This window comes from Klebsiella sp. P1954, from assembly GCF_018199955.1.
GTDB lineage: Bacteria > Pseudomonadota > Gammaproteobacteria > Enterobacterales > Enterobacteriaceae > Klebsiella > Klebsiella pneumoniae.
In genome coordinates this window covers 3,631,037-3,646,554 of sequence record NZ_CP073373.1, presented here as the reverse complement: position 1 = coordinate 3,646,554, position 15,518 = coordinate 3,631,037, and the positions used below count along the sequence as shown (strand labels likewise).

Sequence of the window (15,518 nt, the reverse complement as noted above, 5' to 3'; positions counted from 1 at the left end):
GTCACTCCCTTACTAAGTCGACGTGCAGGGTGACGGGCTCGGCGTCCTGCACCACATGTTTGGTCTCTTTGATATGAAATAGCGCGGCTTTGGCCATAAATTTCGGCCGCACCATCTGATCGTTCACCACTGGCACCGGCGAAGGCGACTCTTTGCGCGCATAGCGCGCGGCGTTTTTGCCAATCTGCCGGTAGGTCTCCAGCGTCAGCAGCGGCGCCTGGGAGAACAGCTCCAGGTTGCTGAGCGGCAGCAGATCGCGCTGATGGATGACCGTGGTCCCCTTCGACTGGATACCGATGCCGATCCCCGAGCCGCTCAGGTTGGCCGCATCCCAGGCCATAAAGGAGACGTCGGACGTGCGCAGAATGCGCACCACCCGGGCGTGAAGCCCCTCTTCTTCCACCCCGGCAATCAGCTCTTTGAGGATCGCGCCATGGGGCATATCGATCAGAGTGTGATGCTGGTGTTTATCGAAGGCAGGGCCGACGCCGATCACCACTTCATCGGCGCGTTCATCGGCAGAAGCCACCCCGCCCTCGCGGGTTTTCAGGGTAAAAGAGGGCTGAATTTGGGTTGTCTGTTGCACAGGAATACCGCCTTATTCAATGGTGTCGGGCTGAACCACGCCCGGAATATTTTTGATCTCCGCCCAGCGTTCGGCAGAGATGCGATAGCCGGTGCCCGGCCCCTGATAGTCATTGATGTCGTTGACCGCACTCACCACCTCGAACTGCCGATCGAGAATGGCCGAGGTCTGCAGGTAATCGCCGGTGACCCGCTGGCGCAGCATATTGAGAATATTGCTGGCGATATCCTCAAAGCCGCTGCGGCTCAGCGCGCCGACAATATCGAGGCCGGTGATGTTGCGCTTCATCATCTCTTCCACCGCACTCAGATCCTCCACCACGTTACGCGGCGGCATCTCGTTGCTGCCGTGCGCGTAGGTGGCGGCCTCCACCTCCTCGTCGGCGATTGGCGGCAGCCCCAGCTCGCGGAAAACCGCCTGGATCGCCCGCGCCGCTTTCTGGCGAATGGCAATGGTTTCCGCCTCGGTCACCGGACGCAGGCCGCCGTCAACCATCAGGTCACGCTGCAGGATGTTGTAATCATCAAAATCTTCCGCATCGAAGTTCGAGCCGGCGAACATGTTGTCGTAGTTCGGCACCGCGCTGTAGCCGGAGAAAATAAAGTCGGTGCCCGGCAGCATCTGCATCAGGGTGCGCGCGGTACGGCGAATATCCGAGTGGGAGAAAGTCTGGTCGTTGGCGGACGCCACTTCGAGGTCGAGCATAGAGGCGATCAGGTTTTCCGCCAGCACCGCCCGAATGCCCGACGGCACAGCGCCGGTCATGCCGATACAGCTCACCGCGCCGTTTTGCAGTCCCTGAACCCCGGCGCCTTTGGTAATGAAGATGCAGCGCGATTCGAGGTAGAGCATCGACTTGCTCTCCGAATAGCCCATCAGCGCTTCGGATCCGGTGCCGGAGGTGTAGCGCATTTTCAACCCGCGGGAGGCGTAGGCCGAGGCGAGGAACGCCTTTGACCACGGAGTATCATCGCCGTCGGTAAATACCGCTTCCGTGCCGTAGACCGACACCGTCTCGGCGTAGCTGGTTAAGCCACGCATGCCCAGCTCCAGCTCGGTGGCCTCTTCCACCGAGCACTGCGTCAACACGCCGGGGCGGCCGCACTGCGAACCGACCAACAGCGCCAGGGCGTTAAACGGCGCGTAGCGCGCGATACCGACCGTGGTCTCCTGTTCTGAGAAGCCGCGGATCCCGGCCTCGGCGGCGTCAGCGGCAATCTGCACCGGATTATCTTTGAGATTGGTGACGTGGCACTGGTTGGAGGGGGTCCGGCGGGCACGCATCTTCTGCAGCGCCATCATCATCTCCACCACGTTCATCTGCGCCATCACCTCGACCGCTTTGGCCGGCGTGATGGCGGTAGTGATGGCAATGATCTCCTCCCGGCTGACGTGAATATCCACCAGCATGCGGGCTATTTCCACCGCCTCCAGGCGCATTGCCTGCTCTGTGCGCTCAACGTTGATCGCGTAATCGGCGATAAACCGGTCGATCATGTCAAACTGGTCCCGGCGTTTGCCGTCCAGCTCGACGATCAGACCGTTGTCCACTTTTACTGAAGAGACCGGGTCAAAGGGGCTGTCCATGGCGATCAGCCCCTCTTCAGGCCACTCGCCAATCAGCCCGTCCTGATTGACGGGGCGCTGGGCCAGTACTGCAAATCGTTTTGATCTTTTCATTGTTCATCGGCTCAAAAGGTGAAATCCGCAGACGGTAGCGAATACGCCGGGCCAGCGTCGTTGCCGCCCGGCCATTACCGGCAATAGCGGAACTTTAAATGAGCCAGTGGTGAAAAAAATAAATTTAATTTCGTTTCAATTTGGCACACGAAATCTACCGGCAGTTTCACTATGAAACTTTACTCCGGCGGCAAAAATAAAAAATGTGATCGCCCGCAATGATATAAATCAATTAATAAAAAACGCCCTTAATTACGTTTTGCCGACGCTATTTTAACCCTATTGACTAAATCATGGCGGGCGACAAAATAACGCTGACAAAAATAAAGCAAGCCAACCGAATGGTAATAGTTTTTTACTATCGCCCCCTACTGACTATTCGCGCCAGCGTTATCCTGGTGCGGGAGAGAATGATGAACAAGAGCCAACAAGTTCAGACAATCACCCTGGCTGCCGCCCAGCAAATGGCGGCGGCGGTGCAAAAAAAAGCCACTGAGATCAAGGTGGCGGTAGTGTTTTCCGTGGTTGACCACGGAGGCAACACGCTGCTTATTCAGCGGATGGACGAGGCCTTCGTCTCCAGCTGCGATATTTCCCTGAATAAAGCCTGGAGCGCCTGCAGCCTGAAGCAAGGTACCCATGAAATTACGCCAGCGGTCCAGCCAGGACAATCTCTGTACGGTCTGCAGCTTACCAACCAACAGCGAATTATTATTTTTGGCGGCGGCCTGCCAGTTATTTTTAATGAGCAGGTAATTGGCGCCGTCGGCGTTAGCGGCGGTACGGTCGAGCAGGATCAATTATTAGCCCAGTGCGCCCTGGATTGTTTTTCCGCATTATAACCTGAAGCGAGAAGGTATATTATGAGCTATCGTATGTTTGATTATCTGGTGCCAAACGTTAACTTTTTTGGCCCCAACGCCATTTCCGTAGTCGGCGAACGCTGCCAGCTGCTGGGGGGGAAAAAAGCCCTGCTGGTCACCGACAAAGGCCTGCGGGCAATTAAAGATGGCGCGGTGGACAAAACCCTGCATTATCTGCGGGAGGCCGGGATCGAGGTGGCGATCTTTGACGGCGTCGAGCCGAACCCGAAAGACACCAACGTGCGCGACGGCCTCGCCGTATTTCGCCGCGAACAGTGCGACATCATCGTCACCGTGGGCGGCGGCAGCCCGCACGATTGCGGCAAAGGCATCGGCATCGCCGCCACCCATGAGGGCGATCTGTACCAGTATGCCGGAATCGAGACCCTGACCAACCCGCTGCCGCCTATCGTCGCGGTCAATACCACCGCCGGCACCGCCAGCGAGGTCACCCGCCACTGCGTCCTGACCAACACCGAAACCAAAGTGAAGTTTGTGATCGTCAGCTGGCGCAACCTGCCGTCGGTCTCTATCAACGATCCGCTGCTGATGATCGGTAAACCGGCCGCCCTGACCGCGGCGACCGGGATGGATGCCCTGACCCACGCCGTAGAGGCCTATATCTCCAAAGACGCTAACCCGGTGACGGACGCCGCCGCCATGCAGGCGATCCGCCTCATCGCCCGCAACCTGCGCCAGGCCGTGGCCCTCGGCAGCAATCTGCAGGCGCGGGAAAACATGGCCTATGCTTCTCTGCTGGCCGGGATGGCTTTCAATAACGCCAACCTCGGCTACGTGCACGCCATGGCGCACCAGCTGGGCGGCCTGTACGACATGCCGCACGGCGTGGCCAACGCTGTCCTGCTGCCGCATGTGGCGCGCTACAACCTGATCGCCAACCCGGAGAAATTCGCCGATATTGCTGAACTGATGGGCGAAAATATCACCGGACTGTCCACTCTCGACGCGGCGGAAAAAGCCATCGCCGCTATCACGCGTCTGTCGATGGATATCGGTATTCCGCAGCATCTGCGCGATCTGGGGGTAAAAGAGGCCGACTTCCCCTACATGGCGGAGATGGCTCTGAAAGACGGCAATGCGTTCTCGAACCCGCGTAAAGGCAACGAGCAGGAGATTGCCGCGATTTTCCGCCAGGCATTCTGACTGTTAACGAGGGGGCCGTAATGTCGCTTTCACCGCCAGGCGTACGCCTGTTTTACGATCCGCGCGGGCACCATGCCGGCGCCATCAATGAGCTGTGCTGGGGGCTGGAGGAGCAGGGGGTCCCCTGCCAGACCATAACCTATGACGGAGGCGGTGACGCCGCTGCGCTGGGCGCCCTGGCGGCCAGAAGCTCGCCCCTGCGGGTGGGTATTGGGCTCAGCGCGTCCGGCGAGATAGCCCTCACTCATGCCCAGCTGCCGGCGGACGCGCCGCTGGCTACCGGACACGTCACCGATAGCGACGATCATCTGCGTACGCTCGGCGCCAACGCCGGGCAGCTGGTTAAAGTCCTGCCGTTAAGTGAGAGAAACTGAATGTATCGTATCTATACCCGCACCGGGGATAAAGGCACCACCGCCCTGTACGGCGGCAGCCGCATCGAGAAAGACCATATTCGCGTCGAGGCCTACGGCACCGTCGATGAACTGATATCCCAGCTGGGCGTCTGCTACGCCACGACCCGCGACGCCGGGCTCCGGGAAAGCCTGCACCATATTCAGCAGACGCTGTTCGTGCTGGGGGCTGAACTGGCCAGCGATGCGCGGGGCCTGACCCGCCTGAGCCAGACGATCGGCGAAGAGGAGATCACCGCCCTGGAGCGGCTTATCGACCGCAATATGGCCGAGAGCGGCCCGTTAAAACAGTTCGTGATCCCGGGAAAGAATCTCGCCTCTGCCCAGCTGCACGTGGCGCGCACCCAGTCCCGTCGGCTCGAACGCCTGCTGACGGCCATGGACCGCGCGCATCCGCTGCGCGACGCGCTCAAACGCTACAGCAATCGCCTGTCGGATGCCCTGTTCTCCATGGCGCGTATCGAGGAGACTAGGCCTGATGCTTGCGCTTGAACTGGCTGGCGTCAATATCGTACTGCTTCATTTTGCGCCACAGGGTGGTGCGGCCGATATTGAGCAGCTGCGACATCTCCTGCACCCGCCCGCTGGTCACCCGGGCGGCGTGAATAATAGCTTCCTTTTCGATGGCGCTAAAGGTCAGGCTGGCCGGCAGCAGCGATGACGCGCTATCCCCGCCCGGCCGCTCGGAAAAGAGATATTCCGGCAGATTACTCAGGCGAATGTGGCCGTTGTCGCTGCTGATGGCGATATTCTCAATGACGCTGTTGAGCTCAAAATCATTCCCCGGCCATGAGTAGGCCACCAGCTGCGCCAGCGCGTCATCGTCCACTTTCAGTCGCGAAGAGAAACGCTTCTCCAGGCTCTTCAACCGGTTATGCACCAGCGACGGAATACTGTTGCGTCGGGCGCGCAGCGGCGGGATGACGATCTCAAAGGAGTGCAGCGCATAGTACAGCTGGCGGCTAAAGCGGTTCTGTTCCACCAGATTGGCCAGATCGACGGTGGTGGTGGCAATCACCTTCACATCCACCGGGATCAGGCGCCGGGCGTCGAGGCGGGTGAGCACGCCCTGCTTAATCACCTGCAGCAGGGCCGACTGCAGCTCCGGCGCCAGATACTCGATCTTTTCCAGAAACAGGGTGCCGCCGTTGGCCAGCTCAAGGCGGCTCAGGCGACCATTTTCATCGTCGGTAGGGGCGCTGCCCATAAAGTCCTGGCCCAGCACGCTGTCGGCATATAGCTGGCAGTTGACGGCGATGTAGGGGCCGCCCGCCCGTTCGCTTTCATTGTGAATAGCCTGGCTCAGCAGCTCTTTCCCGACCCCCTCTTCGCCGCACAGTAGCACCGGGAAGCCGCCGCGCGCCGCCTGGCGGCCAAAGTGGATCAGGCGTCGGGTTTCCGGATCGTCGGCAGACATCTGCTCAAAGGTGTGGCTGACTTTACCGAGCTGGCTGGTCATCAGCTGCCGCATCTGCTCCACCGGATGCAGCAGCAGAATAAAACTGTTGCCTTGCGCCTCGACAATCGGTTTTAAGGTGATCACCGCGTCGACAAACTGATGCTGACTTTCAAAGGTGACTTCGACGTGATTCAGGCCGCGGGCGTGTTTGATGGCGCGGCGCAGCAGCGCCGGGAGGGTCACCAGATCGGCGATATTTTTCCCCTGGCTGGCCTGAGCATCAAGATGCAACAGTCTCGCCGCCTGAACATTGAGAAACTGCAGCACGCCCTGTTCGTTCCACGCCATCACCCCATCGTCCATGCTCTCCAGCAGGCCGTACATCTGATTGAGGTGGCGGTTGGATTCCGCCAGCAGGCTGTCGGTAAGCAGGGAGTTACCCACCTCGCGGGCGATGGCCAGCGTCAGGGAGAGGTCGGCGCTGGACTGGTGCTCGACCAGACAGCAAAGCGAGATAGAGCCGAACAGCCGCCCGTGGTTATCAAACACCGGCGTCGAGCAAAAACTCCATGGCTGTAGCGCCTGCTTAAAATGCCGATCGCCGGCGGTGTTGATCGGCTGGCCCTGCATCGCGGCCAGCGACAGCGCGCAGGTGCCGATAATGCTCTCCGCGCAGTAGCTGCCGTCGCGAAATCCCAGGGCAGCCAGCTGGGCCAGGGTTTGCGGCTCGCCGCAACGGCTCAGGATGCAGGCGGACTCATCAAGAATAAACAGCGCGCAGGGGCGGCCGTCCATAAACTCCCAGGCGTCTTCCAGCGCCGCCTGGCCGATGGTGAGCAGCGCGGTTTTACGCCGACAGATGGAGTCGAAGGTCAGGCCCTGGGCCTGGTGCGGCGTTTGCCAGGTTTCGCGCTGCATAAACTTGCTGCAGCGGTGCCATGACTGGGCGATGACGGAAGAGACCGCCTTCCCGGTATCCTGAGTCTGAACAGTCATATCCTTTTCCGCGTTGTACCATAGAGAACCCCTCCGGCAGCGACTGCCGGAGGGGAGAAAGAAAAACCGCTGACCTGGGTCAGCGGTTTAGCCACCGCGAATTAACGCGCCAGCCACTGCTGGCCTAACAGATCGGCGGTGAGGATAGCGGCATGGACGCTCTCCGGGGTCACCGCAAACGGCATATTATGGATGGTTTCCCCTTCCGCGCAGGTGGCTTTCGCCACCGCGGCGATTTTCTCGTCGATCCCCTCTTTGACGCCCATCTGCGCGAGCGTCACCGGCAGGCCGACGCGCTGGCAGAAGCCCAGCACCGTTTCAATCTCGTCCATCGGGCTGTTCTGCAGCACCAGCTGCGCCAGGGTACCGAAGGCCACTTTCTCACCGTGATACAGATGGTGGCACTCTTCAAGAATGGTGAAACCGTTGTGGATTGCGTGGGCGGCGGCCAGGCCACTGCTTTCAAAGCCAATGCCGCTGAGATAAGTGTTCGCCTCGATGATGCGCTCCAGCGCTTCGGTCACTACACCGGCCTGCGCCGCCAGACGGGCCTTTTCGCCCTCCGCCAGCAGCGTATCATAGCACAGGCGGGCGAGGCTCAACGCCGCCTCGGTGGACTGTCCTCCGGCCATGCTGGTGGCGCGCGCATCGTAGCAAGCTTTGGCCTCGAACCAGGTGGAGAGCGCATCGCCCATGCCGGAGACCAGCAGGCGTACCGGCGCTTTGGCGATAATCGCCGTGTCCATCACCACCATATCCGGGTTTTTCGGATAGATCAGATACTCTTCAAACTCGCCCGCTTCGGTGTAGATCACCGACAGCGCGCTGGTTGGCGCATCGGTCGAGGCGATGGTCGGGATCACCACCACCGGCAGCTTCTGGTAGTAACCGATCGCCTTCGCGGTATCGAGGGTTTTACCACCGCCGATCCCGACCACGCCGCGGCAGCCCTGTTTTTGCAAAATCGCCATCAGACGGTTGATTTCCGCATGGCTGCATTCGCCGTTAAACCGTTCCGCATGGCAGCGAATATCGTGGCTCTGCAGGCCATTCACCACTTTCTCTCCCGCCAGCTTCATTACGAAATCGTCGGCGATGACGAAGAAGCTTTCCGCCAGGTTTTTGGCATATTGACCGAACAGAACAGCAGCATCAGGACCCTGAAGATATTTGGCTGGAGATTGAATAACTTTTAGCATTCCTTTCACCCTCAAATAAGTGCGCATGTAAACATGATGAGCCCTGGCGTTATCCGCGCCGGCCAGTGAAGCGCGGCCTGAACGGAGCGTACCGGAGCAGTGCGATCACTGTAGGGCCGGCAGGGAACAAAAAAATCTTTCGCCTTTTTGTTCTGATATGAAACACAGGTTAATTTTTTACGTTCCATATTGGAACAAAAAACCCTAGTCTCTGTCAGGATTGCGATCCCGATCCGCTCCTTTGCCGCATAATGCCCTTACAATCCTCCGTGTTTGACCGCCTTTTCTCCCGCAGTCGGCAGAAAATCAGCAAAAAATTTTTTCCCACCCGCTTCGCCGGCTATCCTGACCGCCGCTTATGGCAGAAGAAAAAAAGCGCGCCAGCTCGCATTTTCACCATATCCTCAGCAAAAACGTTCCATAAAGAAACAAAATCAGGAAGCAATGTTTCGTAATGAAACCCGATCGTCGGGGCATTCTTTTTTTCGTCCGCTCAGCCAGAATCATCATATCGCCAGGCACGCTCCACCGTCAGACGATACCCCTACGCGATGACCGCCTCCGCCAGCAGAGAGGCGGCATCGAACCTTCTCCAACGGAGCACTGAATAATGAAAAAGCTGATTAACCGTGTTGAAGATGTACTGAATGAACAATTACAGGGGCTGGCTAAAGCCCATCCGCAGCTGACCCTGCATCAGGACCCGCTGTATGTGACCCGCACCGACGCGCCGGTGGCTGGCAAGGTGGCCCTGCTCTCCGGCGGCGGCAGCGGACATGAACCGATGCACTGCGGCTATATCGGCCAGGGCATGCTCTCCGGCGCCTGTCCGGGGGAAATCTTCACCTCGCCGACACCGGACAAAATGTTTGAATGCGCGATGCAAATTGACGGCGGCGAAGGCGTCTTGCTGATTATCAAAAACTATACCGGCGACATCCTGAATTTTGAGACCGCCACCGAGCTGCTGCATGAGAGCGGCATTAAAGTCACCACCGTGGTGGTCGACGACGACGTGGCGGTGAAAGACAGCCTCTATACCGCCGGTCGTCGCGGCGTCGCCAACACCGTACTGATCGAAAAACTGGTCGGCGCCGCCGCCGAGCGCGGCGACTCGCTGGAAGCCTGCGCTGAACTGGGCCGCCGCCTGAACAATCTCGGCCACTCGATTGGTATCGCCCTCGGCGCCTGCACCGTACCGGCTGCCGGGCAACCCTCCTTTACGCTGAAAGATGACGAGATGGAGTTCGGCGTCGGCATTCACGGCGAGCCGGGCATCGACCGCCGCCGCTTCAGCTCGCTGGACCAAACCGTCGATGAGATGTTCGATACCCTGCTGGAAAACGGCGCTTACAGCCGCACGCTGCGCCAGTGGGATACCGTCAAGGGCGCGTGGCAGGAAGTGCAGCAGAGCAAAACCGCGCTGCAAAACGGCGACCGGGTTATCGCGCTGGTTAATAACCTCGGCGCCACTCCGCTTTCCGAACTGTATGGTGTGTATAACCGCCTCGCCCAGCGCTGCGAAGCGTCCGGCATCATCATCGAACGCAACCTCATCGGCAGCTACTGTACTTCGCTGGATATGGCGGGCTTCTCCATCACTCTGCTGAAAGTGGATGACGAGACGCTGACGCTATGGGACGCCCCGGTTCACACCCCGGCGCTGAACTGGGGAAACTAAGGAGCACGACATGTCACTGAACAGAACGCAAATCGTCGACTGGCTGTACCGCTGCGGCGATATTTTCACCAAAGAGAGCGATTTTCTCACCGGCCTCGATAAAGAGATTGGCGACGCCGACCACGGTCTCAATATGCACCGCGGTTTCAGTAAAGTGGTCGAAAAGCTGCCGTCGATTGCCGATAAAGATATTGGCTTTATCCTCAAAAACACCGGCATGACGCTGCTCTCCAACGTCGGCGGCGCCAGCGGCCCGCTGTTTGGCACCTTCTTCATTCGCGCCGCGCAGGTGACCCAGGCCCACCAGAGCCTGACGCTCGACGAGCTGTACCTGATGATCCGCGAAGGTGCGGACGGTGTCGTCAATCGCGGCAAAGCGGAGCCAGGGGATAAAACCATGTGCGACGTCTGGCTGCCGGTGGTGGACTCCCTGCGCCAGTCCAGCGAGCAGCACCTGTCGATCGCCGCCGCGCTGGATGCAGCCTGCGAAGTGGCCGAGCGTGCGGCCCACGCCACCATCACTATGCAGGCGCGTAAAGGCCGCGCCAGCTATCTCGGCGAGCGCAGCATCGGACATCAGGATCCCGGCGCGACCTCGGTGCTGTTTATGGTTCAGATGCTGGCCGCCGCCGCCAAAGAGTAAGGAAATTGCGATGGTAAACCTGGTTATTGTTTCTCATAGCGCCCGGCTGGGCGAAGGTGTCGGAGAACTGGCCCGGCAGATGTTAATCAACGATGGCTGCAAACTGGCGATCGCCGCCGGGATCGACGATCCCGACAGCCCGATCGGCACCGATCCGCTTAAAGTCATGGAGGCGATCGAATCCGTGGCCGATACCGATCACGTGCTGGTGATGATGGATATCGGCAGCGCGTTGCTCAGCGCCGAAACCGCCCTCGATCTGCTCGATCCGGCGATTGCCGCGAAGGTGCGACTGTGCGCCGCGCCGCTGGTGGAAGGGACGCTGGCGGCCACCGTCAGCGCTGCCTCCGGCGCGGGGATCGACAAGGTGATCGCCGACGCCATGAGCGCCCTGGAGGCCAAGCGGGTTCAGCTGGGTTTACCTTCGCCAACTTCTGACGCCGCGCCGGCGCCGATGCTTGCCGACGACGGCGACACAAAATCGGTGTCAGTCATTATTAACAATCACAACGGCCTGCACGTGCGTCCGGCGTCGAAGCTGGTCGCCGCGCTGGCGGGCTTTAACGCCGATCTGCTGCTGGAGAAAAACGGGAAGTGCGTCAAACCGGACAGCCTCAACCAAATCGCGCTATTGCAGGTCCGCCGCAACGATAAGCTGCGCCTGCTGGCCCGCGGTCCGGATGCCGACGCGGCGCTGGCGGCGTTTCAGGCGCTGGCCGCCGATAACTTCGGTGAATCGCCTGCGGCGCAACCGGCAGCGGCTCCGGCAACGCCCGAGCGCGTCGAAGGCGCTGCCCTGCGCTATCCGCTGGCCCTGATCCAGCCGCTCCGCCCGGCTGCCGCCGATGCCGCCCGCGAGCAGCAGCGCCTGCGCCAGGCCATTGACCAGACGCTGGCGGATCTTATCGCCCTGACCGAGCTGGCGGAAAATAAATTTCACGCCGATATCGCGGCGATCTTCGCCGGGCACCACACCCTGCTCGACGATGACGATCTGTTTGATGCCGCCAACGATCGCCTGCTCACCGAACAATGCTCGGCGGAATGGGCATGGCATCAGGTGTTGATGGAGCTCAGCCAGCAGTATCGCCAGCTGGATGACCCCTACCTGCAGGCGCGCTATATCGATATCGAAGATATTTTGCAGCGCACCCTGCGCCATCTGCAGGGCGTTCAGGAGAGAGTGCCGACGCCCGGCGAGCCAACAATTATTATTGCCGACAACATTTATCCCTCAACCGTCTTACAGCTGGATGCCAGCTTCGTTAAAGGCCTGTGCCTGCGCGATGGCAGCGAACAGGCTCACGGCGCGATTATCGCCCGCGCGGCGGGGATCGCCTGGCTGAGCCAGCAGGGCGAGGCGCTGAACAGCGTGCAGCCCGGCGAGACTATCGTGCTCGATATGCGCCACCAGCGCCTTATCCGTGACTAAAATTCACGTTGACCGTTACCGCTCCGGGGGCCTGCCTCCGGAGGGTGAGTTTTCGCTTACTCTTCAGGAACCACTATGTCTCAATTCTTTTTTAACCAGCGCGCCAGCCTCGTCAACGATGTGATTGAGGGTACCATTATCGCCAGCCCGTGGAATAACCTCGCCCGTCTGGAGAGCGACCCGGCGATCCGGGTGGTGGTCCGTCGCGATCTGAATAAAAACAACGTGGCGGTGATCTCCGGCGGCGGCGCCGGCCATGAACCGGCGCACGTCGGCTTTATTGGTAAAGGCATGCTGACCGCCGCGGTCTGCGGCGATCTGTTCGCCTCGCCGAGCGTCGACGCGGTGCTCACCGCCATTCAGGCAGTGACCGGCGAGGCGGGCTGCCTGCTGATCGTCAAAAACTACACCGGCGATCGGCTTAACTTCGGTCTGGCGGCGGAGAAAGCGCGCCGACTCGGCTACAACGTGGAGATGCTGATCGTCGGCGACGATATTTCGCTGCCGGATAACAAACAGCCGCGCGGCATCGCCGGGACCATTCTGGTGCATAAAGTGGCTGGCTATTTCGCCGAGCACGGCTTCAACCTCGCCACCGTCCTGCGTGAAGCGCAATACGCCGCCAGCCATACCGCCAGCATCGGGGTGGCGCTGGCCAGCTGCCACCTGCCGCAGGAAGCCGACAGCGCGCCGCGCCATCAGGCCGGTCACGCCGAGCTGGGAATGGGCATCCACGGAGAGCCGGGCGCCTCGACGATCGCCACGCAAAACAGTGCGGAAATCGTTAACCTGATGGTGGAAAAACTGACCGCCGCCCTACCGGAAACCGGCCGCCTGGCGGTGATGCTCAATAACCTCGGCGGCGTGTCGGTGGCTGAGATGGCGATCCTGACCCGCGAGCTGGCCAACACCCCGCTGCAGGCGCGCATTGACTGGTTAATAGGCCCGGCCTCGCTGGTGACAGCGCTGGATATGAAAGGCTTCTCGCTGACCACCATCGTGCTGGAGGAGAGTATTGAGAAAGCGCTGCTTTCGGATGTGGAAACCGCCAGCTGGCAGAAGCCGGTGCAGCCGCGGACTATCAACGTCGTGCCGTCCACCCTCGACAGCGCCCGGGTGGATTTTACGCCCTCGGCCAACCCACAGGTGGGCGATTACGTGGCGCAGGTGACCGGCGCCCTCATCGATCTTGAAGAACATCTCAACGCGCTGGATGCCAAAGTAGGCGACGGCGATACCGGCTCCACCTTCGCCGCCGGGGCGCGTGAAATTGCCGAGCGGCTCGAGCGTCAGCAGCTGCCGCTGAACGATCTGCCAACGCTCTTCGCGCTGATCGGCGAACGCCTGACGGTGGTGATGGGCGGCTCCAGCGGGGTATTGATGTCTATCTTCTTCACCGCTGCCGGGCAGAAGCTGGGGCAAGGCGCCAGCGTGGCCGAGGCGCTGAACGCCGGTCTGGAACAGATGAAGTTTTACGGCGGCGCCGATGAGGGAGACCGGACGATGATCGACGCTCTGCAGCCGGCCCTGGCGGCGCTGCTGGCCGAACCGGAGAATCTGCAGGCCGCTTTCGCCGCGGCGCAGGCCGGGGCGGATCGCACCTGCCAGTCAAGCAAAGCCGGCGCCGGACGCGCGTCCTATCTCAACAGCGATAGCCTGCTCGGCAACATGGACCCCGGCGCCCACGCGGTGGCGATGGTGTTTAAGGCGCTGGCGGAACGCTAAGCCTTCCCCGGTGGCGCTGCGCTTACCGGGGCGACGTAACACCGCCGAATAGCAGGTCGGGTAAGGCGTAAGCCGCCACCCGACAAAAAAACGGCACCGCCGGTAGCCCGGATAAGGCGCGACGCGCCGCTATCCGGGCTTTACCACGACGGCTTTTTACTTGCTGTGCCAGTACGCCTGGGAACGCACCAGCTGCTGATCGATGCTCTCGTCTTCAAAGCGCGCCAGCAGCGATTTCACCACCGCGCCTTCGCCGGTCAGCCAGATAAAATAATCCTCCGCCGGCACCTTCACCTGCGCCAGACGCTCGGCGACGAAGGCCGGATTGTGGCCCACCACCCACTCGATGTTAAAGCCGTCGAGATCCGCCAGATAATCTTTATACGACGCATCGGCGATAGTAACGATGGCCGTCACCTGCGGCCTCGCCGGCAGCTGGCGTAATCCCAGCAGACGACGGCGCAGCGCCGGCATGCCGGACTCATCGCAAACATACAGCTGCCAGGCATAATCTTCCGGCACCACCAGCGAGCCGCGCGGGCCGCCGATCACCAGCTTATCGCCCACTTTTGCTTCCAGCGCCCAACGGCTGGCGATACCGCCATCGTGGATATAGAAATCGTAAGCCAGCTCGTGACGTTCGGCATCGTACAGCGGCGTATAGTCACGGGTGGCAGGCCGCACGCCCTCGCCCCAGTCAATCCCCTCCTCGGTCACCTGCGGCGGGGTAAATGCCGCGCCCGGCTCGGGGAAAAAAAGCTTGGTATGGTCGTCAAAGCCGTGAGAAGCGAAGCCTTCCAGCGCCTCGCCTCCCAGCACGATACGCTGGAACGCCGCGCCTGCGCGCTCCACGCGCAGCACCGTCAGCTCACGGAAACGCAGCTCATTGCGGACACGCTGCGGGTACTTGTCTGCTTTGGTTTTTGTCATCATCGATTGCCTTCGTGAACGGTAAATAGATATATCTAAACTTGATGCAAATGATAATGATTGCCAACTAAAAAGAATGCAAGTCTTTTTTTGATATAGTCAAAACAAACCGCATCAAAATCCACAATCAGAAAATAATTACATATATATCAATATATTAAAAAATAAATAGCAACCAGCATTGCGAACATTAATTTTTTAGATATAAATTAGATATATCAAAAACAGCAGGAGGTAACCATGCGACATCATCATGAAGAGGGGCGTGGGCCACGCGGGCGCCACGGTGACCCCAGCGAACACGGCGACCATGGCCGCCGCGGCGGCGGACGTCGCCAGCGTTTCTTTGGCCACGGTGAACTGCGGCTGATCATTCTGGATATCCTCAGCCGCAGCGCCAGCCATGGCTATGAGCTGATCAAAGAGATCGAAACGCTTACCCAGGGGAACTACAGCCCCAGCCCGGGGGTAATCTACCCGACGCTGGATCTGCTCCAGGACCAGGGCCTTATCAGCGTGGAAGATGACAACGGACGTAAAAAAATCGTTATCAGCGAGGAAGGAAAACAGCTGCACGCCGAGAACCAGGAGCACTTGGCCCATATCCAGGAGCGTCTGCAGGCGCGGATGGTCGGCTGCGAGCTGCGCCGCGATCCGCAGATGAAGCGCGCGCTGGAAAACTTCAAAGCGGTCCTCGACCTGAAAGTGAACCAGCAGGCCAGCAGTGCCGCCCAGCTCAAGCAGATCATCGGCATTATTGACCGGGCGGCGATGGAGATCTCTCAGCTCGACTAAGCCTCTTTTTCC

Annotated in this window: 15 protein-coding genes; 10 read left to right on the top strand and 5 right to left on the bottom strand. The window is 60.1% G+C overall.

All coding sequences use genetic code 11. The features are described from left to right. Nucleotide 1: 1 nt before the first annotated feature. On the bottom strand, nucleotides 2–586 hold the full coding sequence (locus KB890_RS17500) for a propanediol/glycerol family dehydratase medium subunit (protein ID WP_002917672.1): 585 nt from the start codon (nucleotides 584–586) through the stop codon (nucleotides 2–4). A 12-nt stretch (nucleotides 587–598) separates the two neighbouring features. Further along, the gene (locus KB890_RS17495; protein WP_002917676.1) at nucleotides 599–2,266 is read right to left on the bottom strand and encodes a propanediol/glycerol family dehydratase large subunit; all 1,668 of its coding nucleotides are present in this window, start codon (nucleotides 2,264–2,266) and stop codon (nucleotides 599–601) included. A 413-nt stretch (nucleotides 2,267–2,679) separates the two neighbouring features. On the opposite strand from KB890_RS17495, the gene KB890_RS17490 reads away from it, so the two are divergent. Genes KB890_RS17490 through KB890_RS17475 form a run of 4 tightly spaced genes read left to right on the top strand, consistent with a single transcriptional unit; the run spans nucleotide 2,680 to nucleotide 5,198 of the window. Next, nucleotides 2,680–3,108, top strand: coding sequence for a GlcG/HbpS family heme-binding protein (locus KB890_RS17490; protein ID WP_022631433.1), 429 nt, complete (start codon nucleotides 2,680–2,682; stop codon nucleotides 3,106–3,108). A 21-nt stretch (nucleotides 3,109–3,129) separates the two neighbouring features. Next, entirely contained in the window at nucleotides 3,130–4,293 is a 1,164-nt protein-coding gene (gene dhaT, locus KB890_RS17485; protein ID WP_004150927.1) for a 1,3-propanediol dehydrogenase, read from the top strand. Nucleotides 4,294–4,313: 20 nt separating this feature from the next. After that, complete coding sequence (locus tag KB890_RS17480; protein WP_002917678.1) at nucleotides 4,314–4,667, top strand: glycerol dehydratase reactivase beta/small subunit family protein; 354 nt, start codon at nucleotides 4,314–4,316, stop codon at nucleotides 4,665–4,667. Further along, entirely contained in the window at nucleotides 4,668–5,198 is a 531-nt protein-coding gene (locus tag KB890_RS17475; RefSeq protein WP_019704946.1) for a cob(I)yrinic acid a,c-diamide adenosyltransferase, read from the top strand. Here the strand turns inward: KB890_RS17475 and dhaR are convergent. Together dhaR and KB890_RS17465 are read right to left on the bottom strand one after the other, a co-directional pair. Further along, nucleotides 5,176–7,101, bottom strand: a complete 1,926-nt coding sequence (gene dhaR, locus KB890_RS17470; RefSeq protein WP_002917680.1) for a dihydroxyacetone kinase operon transcriptional regulator DhaR — start codon at nucleotides 7,099–7,101, stop codon at nucleotides 5,176–5,178. The genes KB890_RS17475 and dhaR overlap by 23 nt on opposite strands. A gap of 101 nt (nucleotides 7,102–7,202) precedes the next feature. Next, on the bottom strand, nucleotides 7,203–8,300 hold the full coding sequence (locus KB890_RS17465; RefSeq protein WP_002917681.1) for a glycerol dehydrogenase: 1,098 nt from the start codon (nucleotides 8,298–8,300) through the stop codon (nucleotides 7,203–7,205). A 269-nt stretch (nucleotides 8,301–8,569) separates the two neighbouring features. On the opposite strand from KB890_RS17465, the gene KB890_RS17460 reads away from it, so the two are divergent. The 5 genes from KB890_RS17460 (at nucleotide 8,570) to KB890_RS17440 (ending at nucleotide 13,781) form a co-directional block, all read left to right on the top strand. After that, the gene (locus KB890_RS17460) at nucleotides 8,570–8,755 is read left to right on the top strand and encodes a hypothetical protein (RefSeq protein WP_020324489.1); all 186 of its coding nucleotides are present in this window, start codon (nucleotides 8,570–8,572) and stop codon (nucleotides 8,753–8,755) included. A 155-nt stretch (nucleotides 8,756–8,910) separates the two neighbouring features. After that, nucleotides 8,911–9,981, top strand: a complete 1,071-nt coding sequence (gene dhaK / locus KB890_RS17455) for a dihydroxyacetone kinase subunit DhaK (protein ID WP_002917682.1) — start codon at nucleotides 8,911–8,913, stop codon at nucleotides 9,979–9,981. 10 nt (nucleotides 9,982–9,991) lie between these two features. Next, on the top strand, nucleotides 9,992–10,624 hold the full coding sequence (dhaL, locus tag KB890_RS17450; RefSeq protein WP_004181378.1) for a dihydroxyacetone kinase subunit DhaL: 633 nt from the start codon (nucleotides 9,992–9,994) through the stop codon (nucleotides 10,622–10,624). Between the two features lie 10 nt (nucleotides 10,625–10,634). Next, a complete protein-coding gene (gene dhaM / locus KB890_RS17445) occupies nucleotides 10,635–12,056 on the top strand; it encodes a dihydroxyacetone kinase phosphoryl donor subunit DhaM (protein ID WP_016947452.1) in 1,422 nt (473 codons plus the stop codon). 75 nt (nucleotides 12,057–12,131) lie between these two features. Next, on the top strand, nucleotides 12,132–13,781 hold the full coding sequence (locus KB890_RS17440; RefSeq protein WP_020324490.1) for a glycerone kinase: 1,650 nt from the start codon (nucleotides 12,132–12,134) through the stop codon (nucleotides 13,779–13,781). A gap of 156 nt (nucleotides 13,782–13,937) precedes the next feature. Here KB890_RS17440 and KB890_RS17435 read toward each other — a convergent pair whose 3' ends face one another. Then, entirely contained in the window at nucleotides 13,938–14,714 is a 777-nt protein-coding gene (locus KB890_RS17435) for a siderophore-interacting protein (protein WP_004144829.1), read from the bottom strand. A gap of 237 nt (nucleotides 14,715–14,951) precedes the next feature. Between KB890_RS17435 and KB890_RS17430 the strand changes: the two genes are divergently transcribed. After that, a complete protein-coding gene (locus KB890_RS17430; RefSeq protein WP_004181384.1) occupies nucleotides 14,952–15,506 on the top strand; it encodes a PadR family transcriptional regulator in 555 nt (184 codons plus the stop codon). The last annotated feature ends 12 nt before the right edge of the window (nucleotides 15,507–15,518 follow it).

Bases quoted from the DNA above. Each gene is read 5' to 3' on its own strand.
- KB890_RS17495 (WP_002917676.1), bottom strand. From the start codon at position 2,266: ATGAAAAGATCAAAACGATTTGCAGTACTGGCCCAGCGCCCCGTCAAT.
- KB890_RS17490 (WP_022631433.1), top strand. From the start codon at position 2,680: ATGAACAAGAGCCAACAAGTTCAGACAATCACCCTGGCTGCCGCCCAG.
- dhaT (WP_004150927.1), top strand. From the start codon at position 3,130: ATGAGCTATCGTATGTTTGATTATCTGGTGCCAAACGTTAACTTTTTT.
- KB890_RS17480 (WP_002917678.1), top strand. From the start codon at position 4,314: ATGTCGCTTTCACCGCCAGGCGTACGCCTGTTTTACGATCCGCGCGGG.
- KB890_RS17475 (WP_019704946.1), top strand. From the start codon at position 4,668: ATGTATCGTATCTATACCCGCACCGGGGATAAAGGCACCACCGCCCTG.
- dhaR (WP_002917680.1), bottom strand. From the start codon at position 7,101: ATGACTGTTCAGACTCAGGATACCGGGAAGGCGGTCTCTTCCGTCATC.
- KB890_RS17465 (WP_002917681.1), bottom strand. From the start codon at position 8,300: ATGCTAAAAGTTATTCAATCTCCAGCCAAATATCTTCAGGGTCCTGAT.
- dhaK (WP_002917682.1), top strand. From the start codon at position 8,911: ATGAAAAAGCTGATTAACCGTGTTGAAGATGTACTGAATGAACAATTA.
- dhaL (WP_004181378.1), top strand. From the start codon at position 9,992: ATGTCACTGAACAGAACGCAAATCGTCGACTGGCTGTACCGCTGCGGC.
- dhaM (WP_016947452.1), top strand. From the start codon at position 10,635: ATGGTAAACCTGGTTATTGTTTCTCATAGCGCCCGGCTGGGCGAAGGT.
- KB890_RS17440 (WP_020324490.1), top strand. From the start codon at position 12,132: ATGTCTCAATTCTTTTTTAACCAGCGCGCCAGCCTCGTCAACGATGTG.
- KB890_RS17435 (WP_004144829.1), bottom strand. From the start codon at position 14,714: ATGATGACAAAAACCAAAGCAGACAAGTACCCGCAGCGTGTCCGCAAT.
- KB890_RS17430 (WP_004181384.1), top strand. From the start codon at position 14,952: ATGCGACATCATCATGAAGAGGGGCGTGGGCCACGCGGGCGCCACGGT.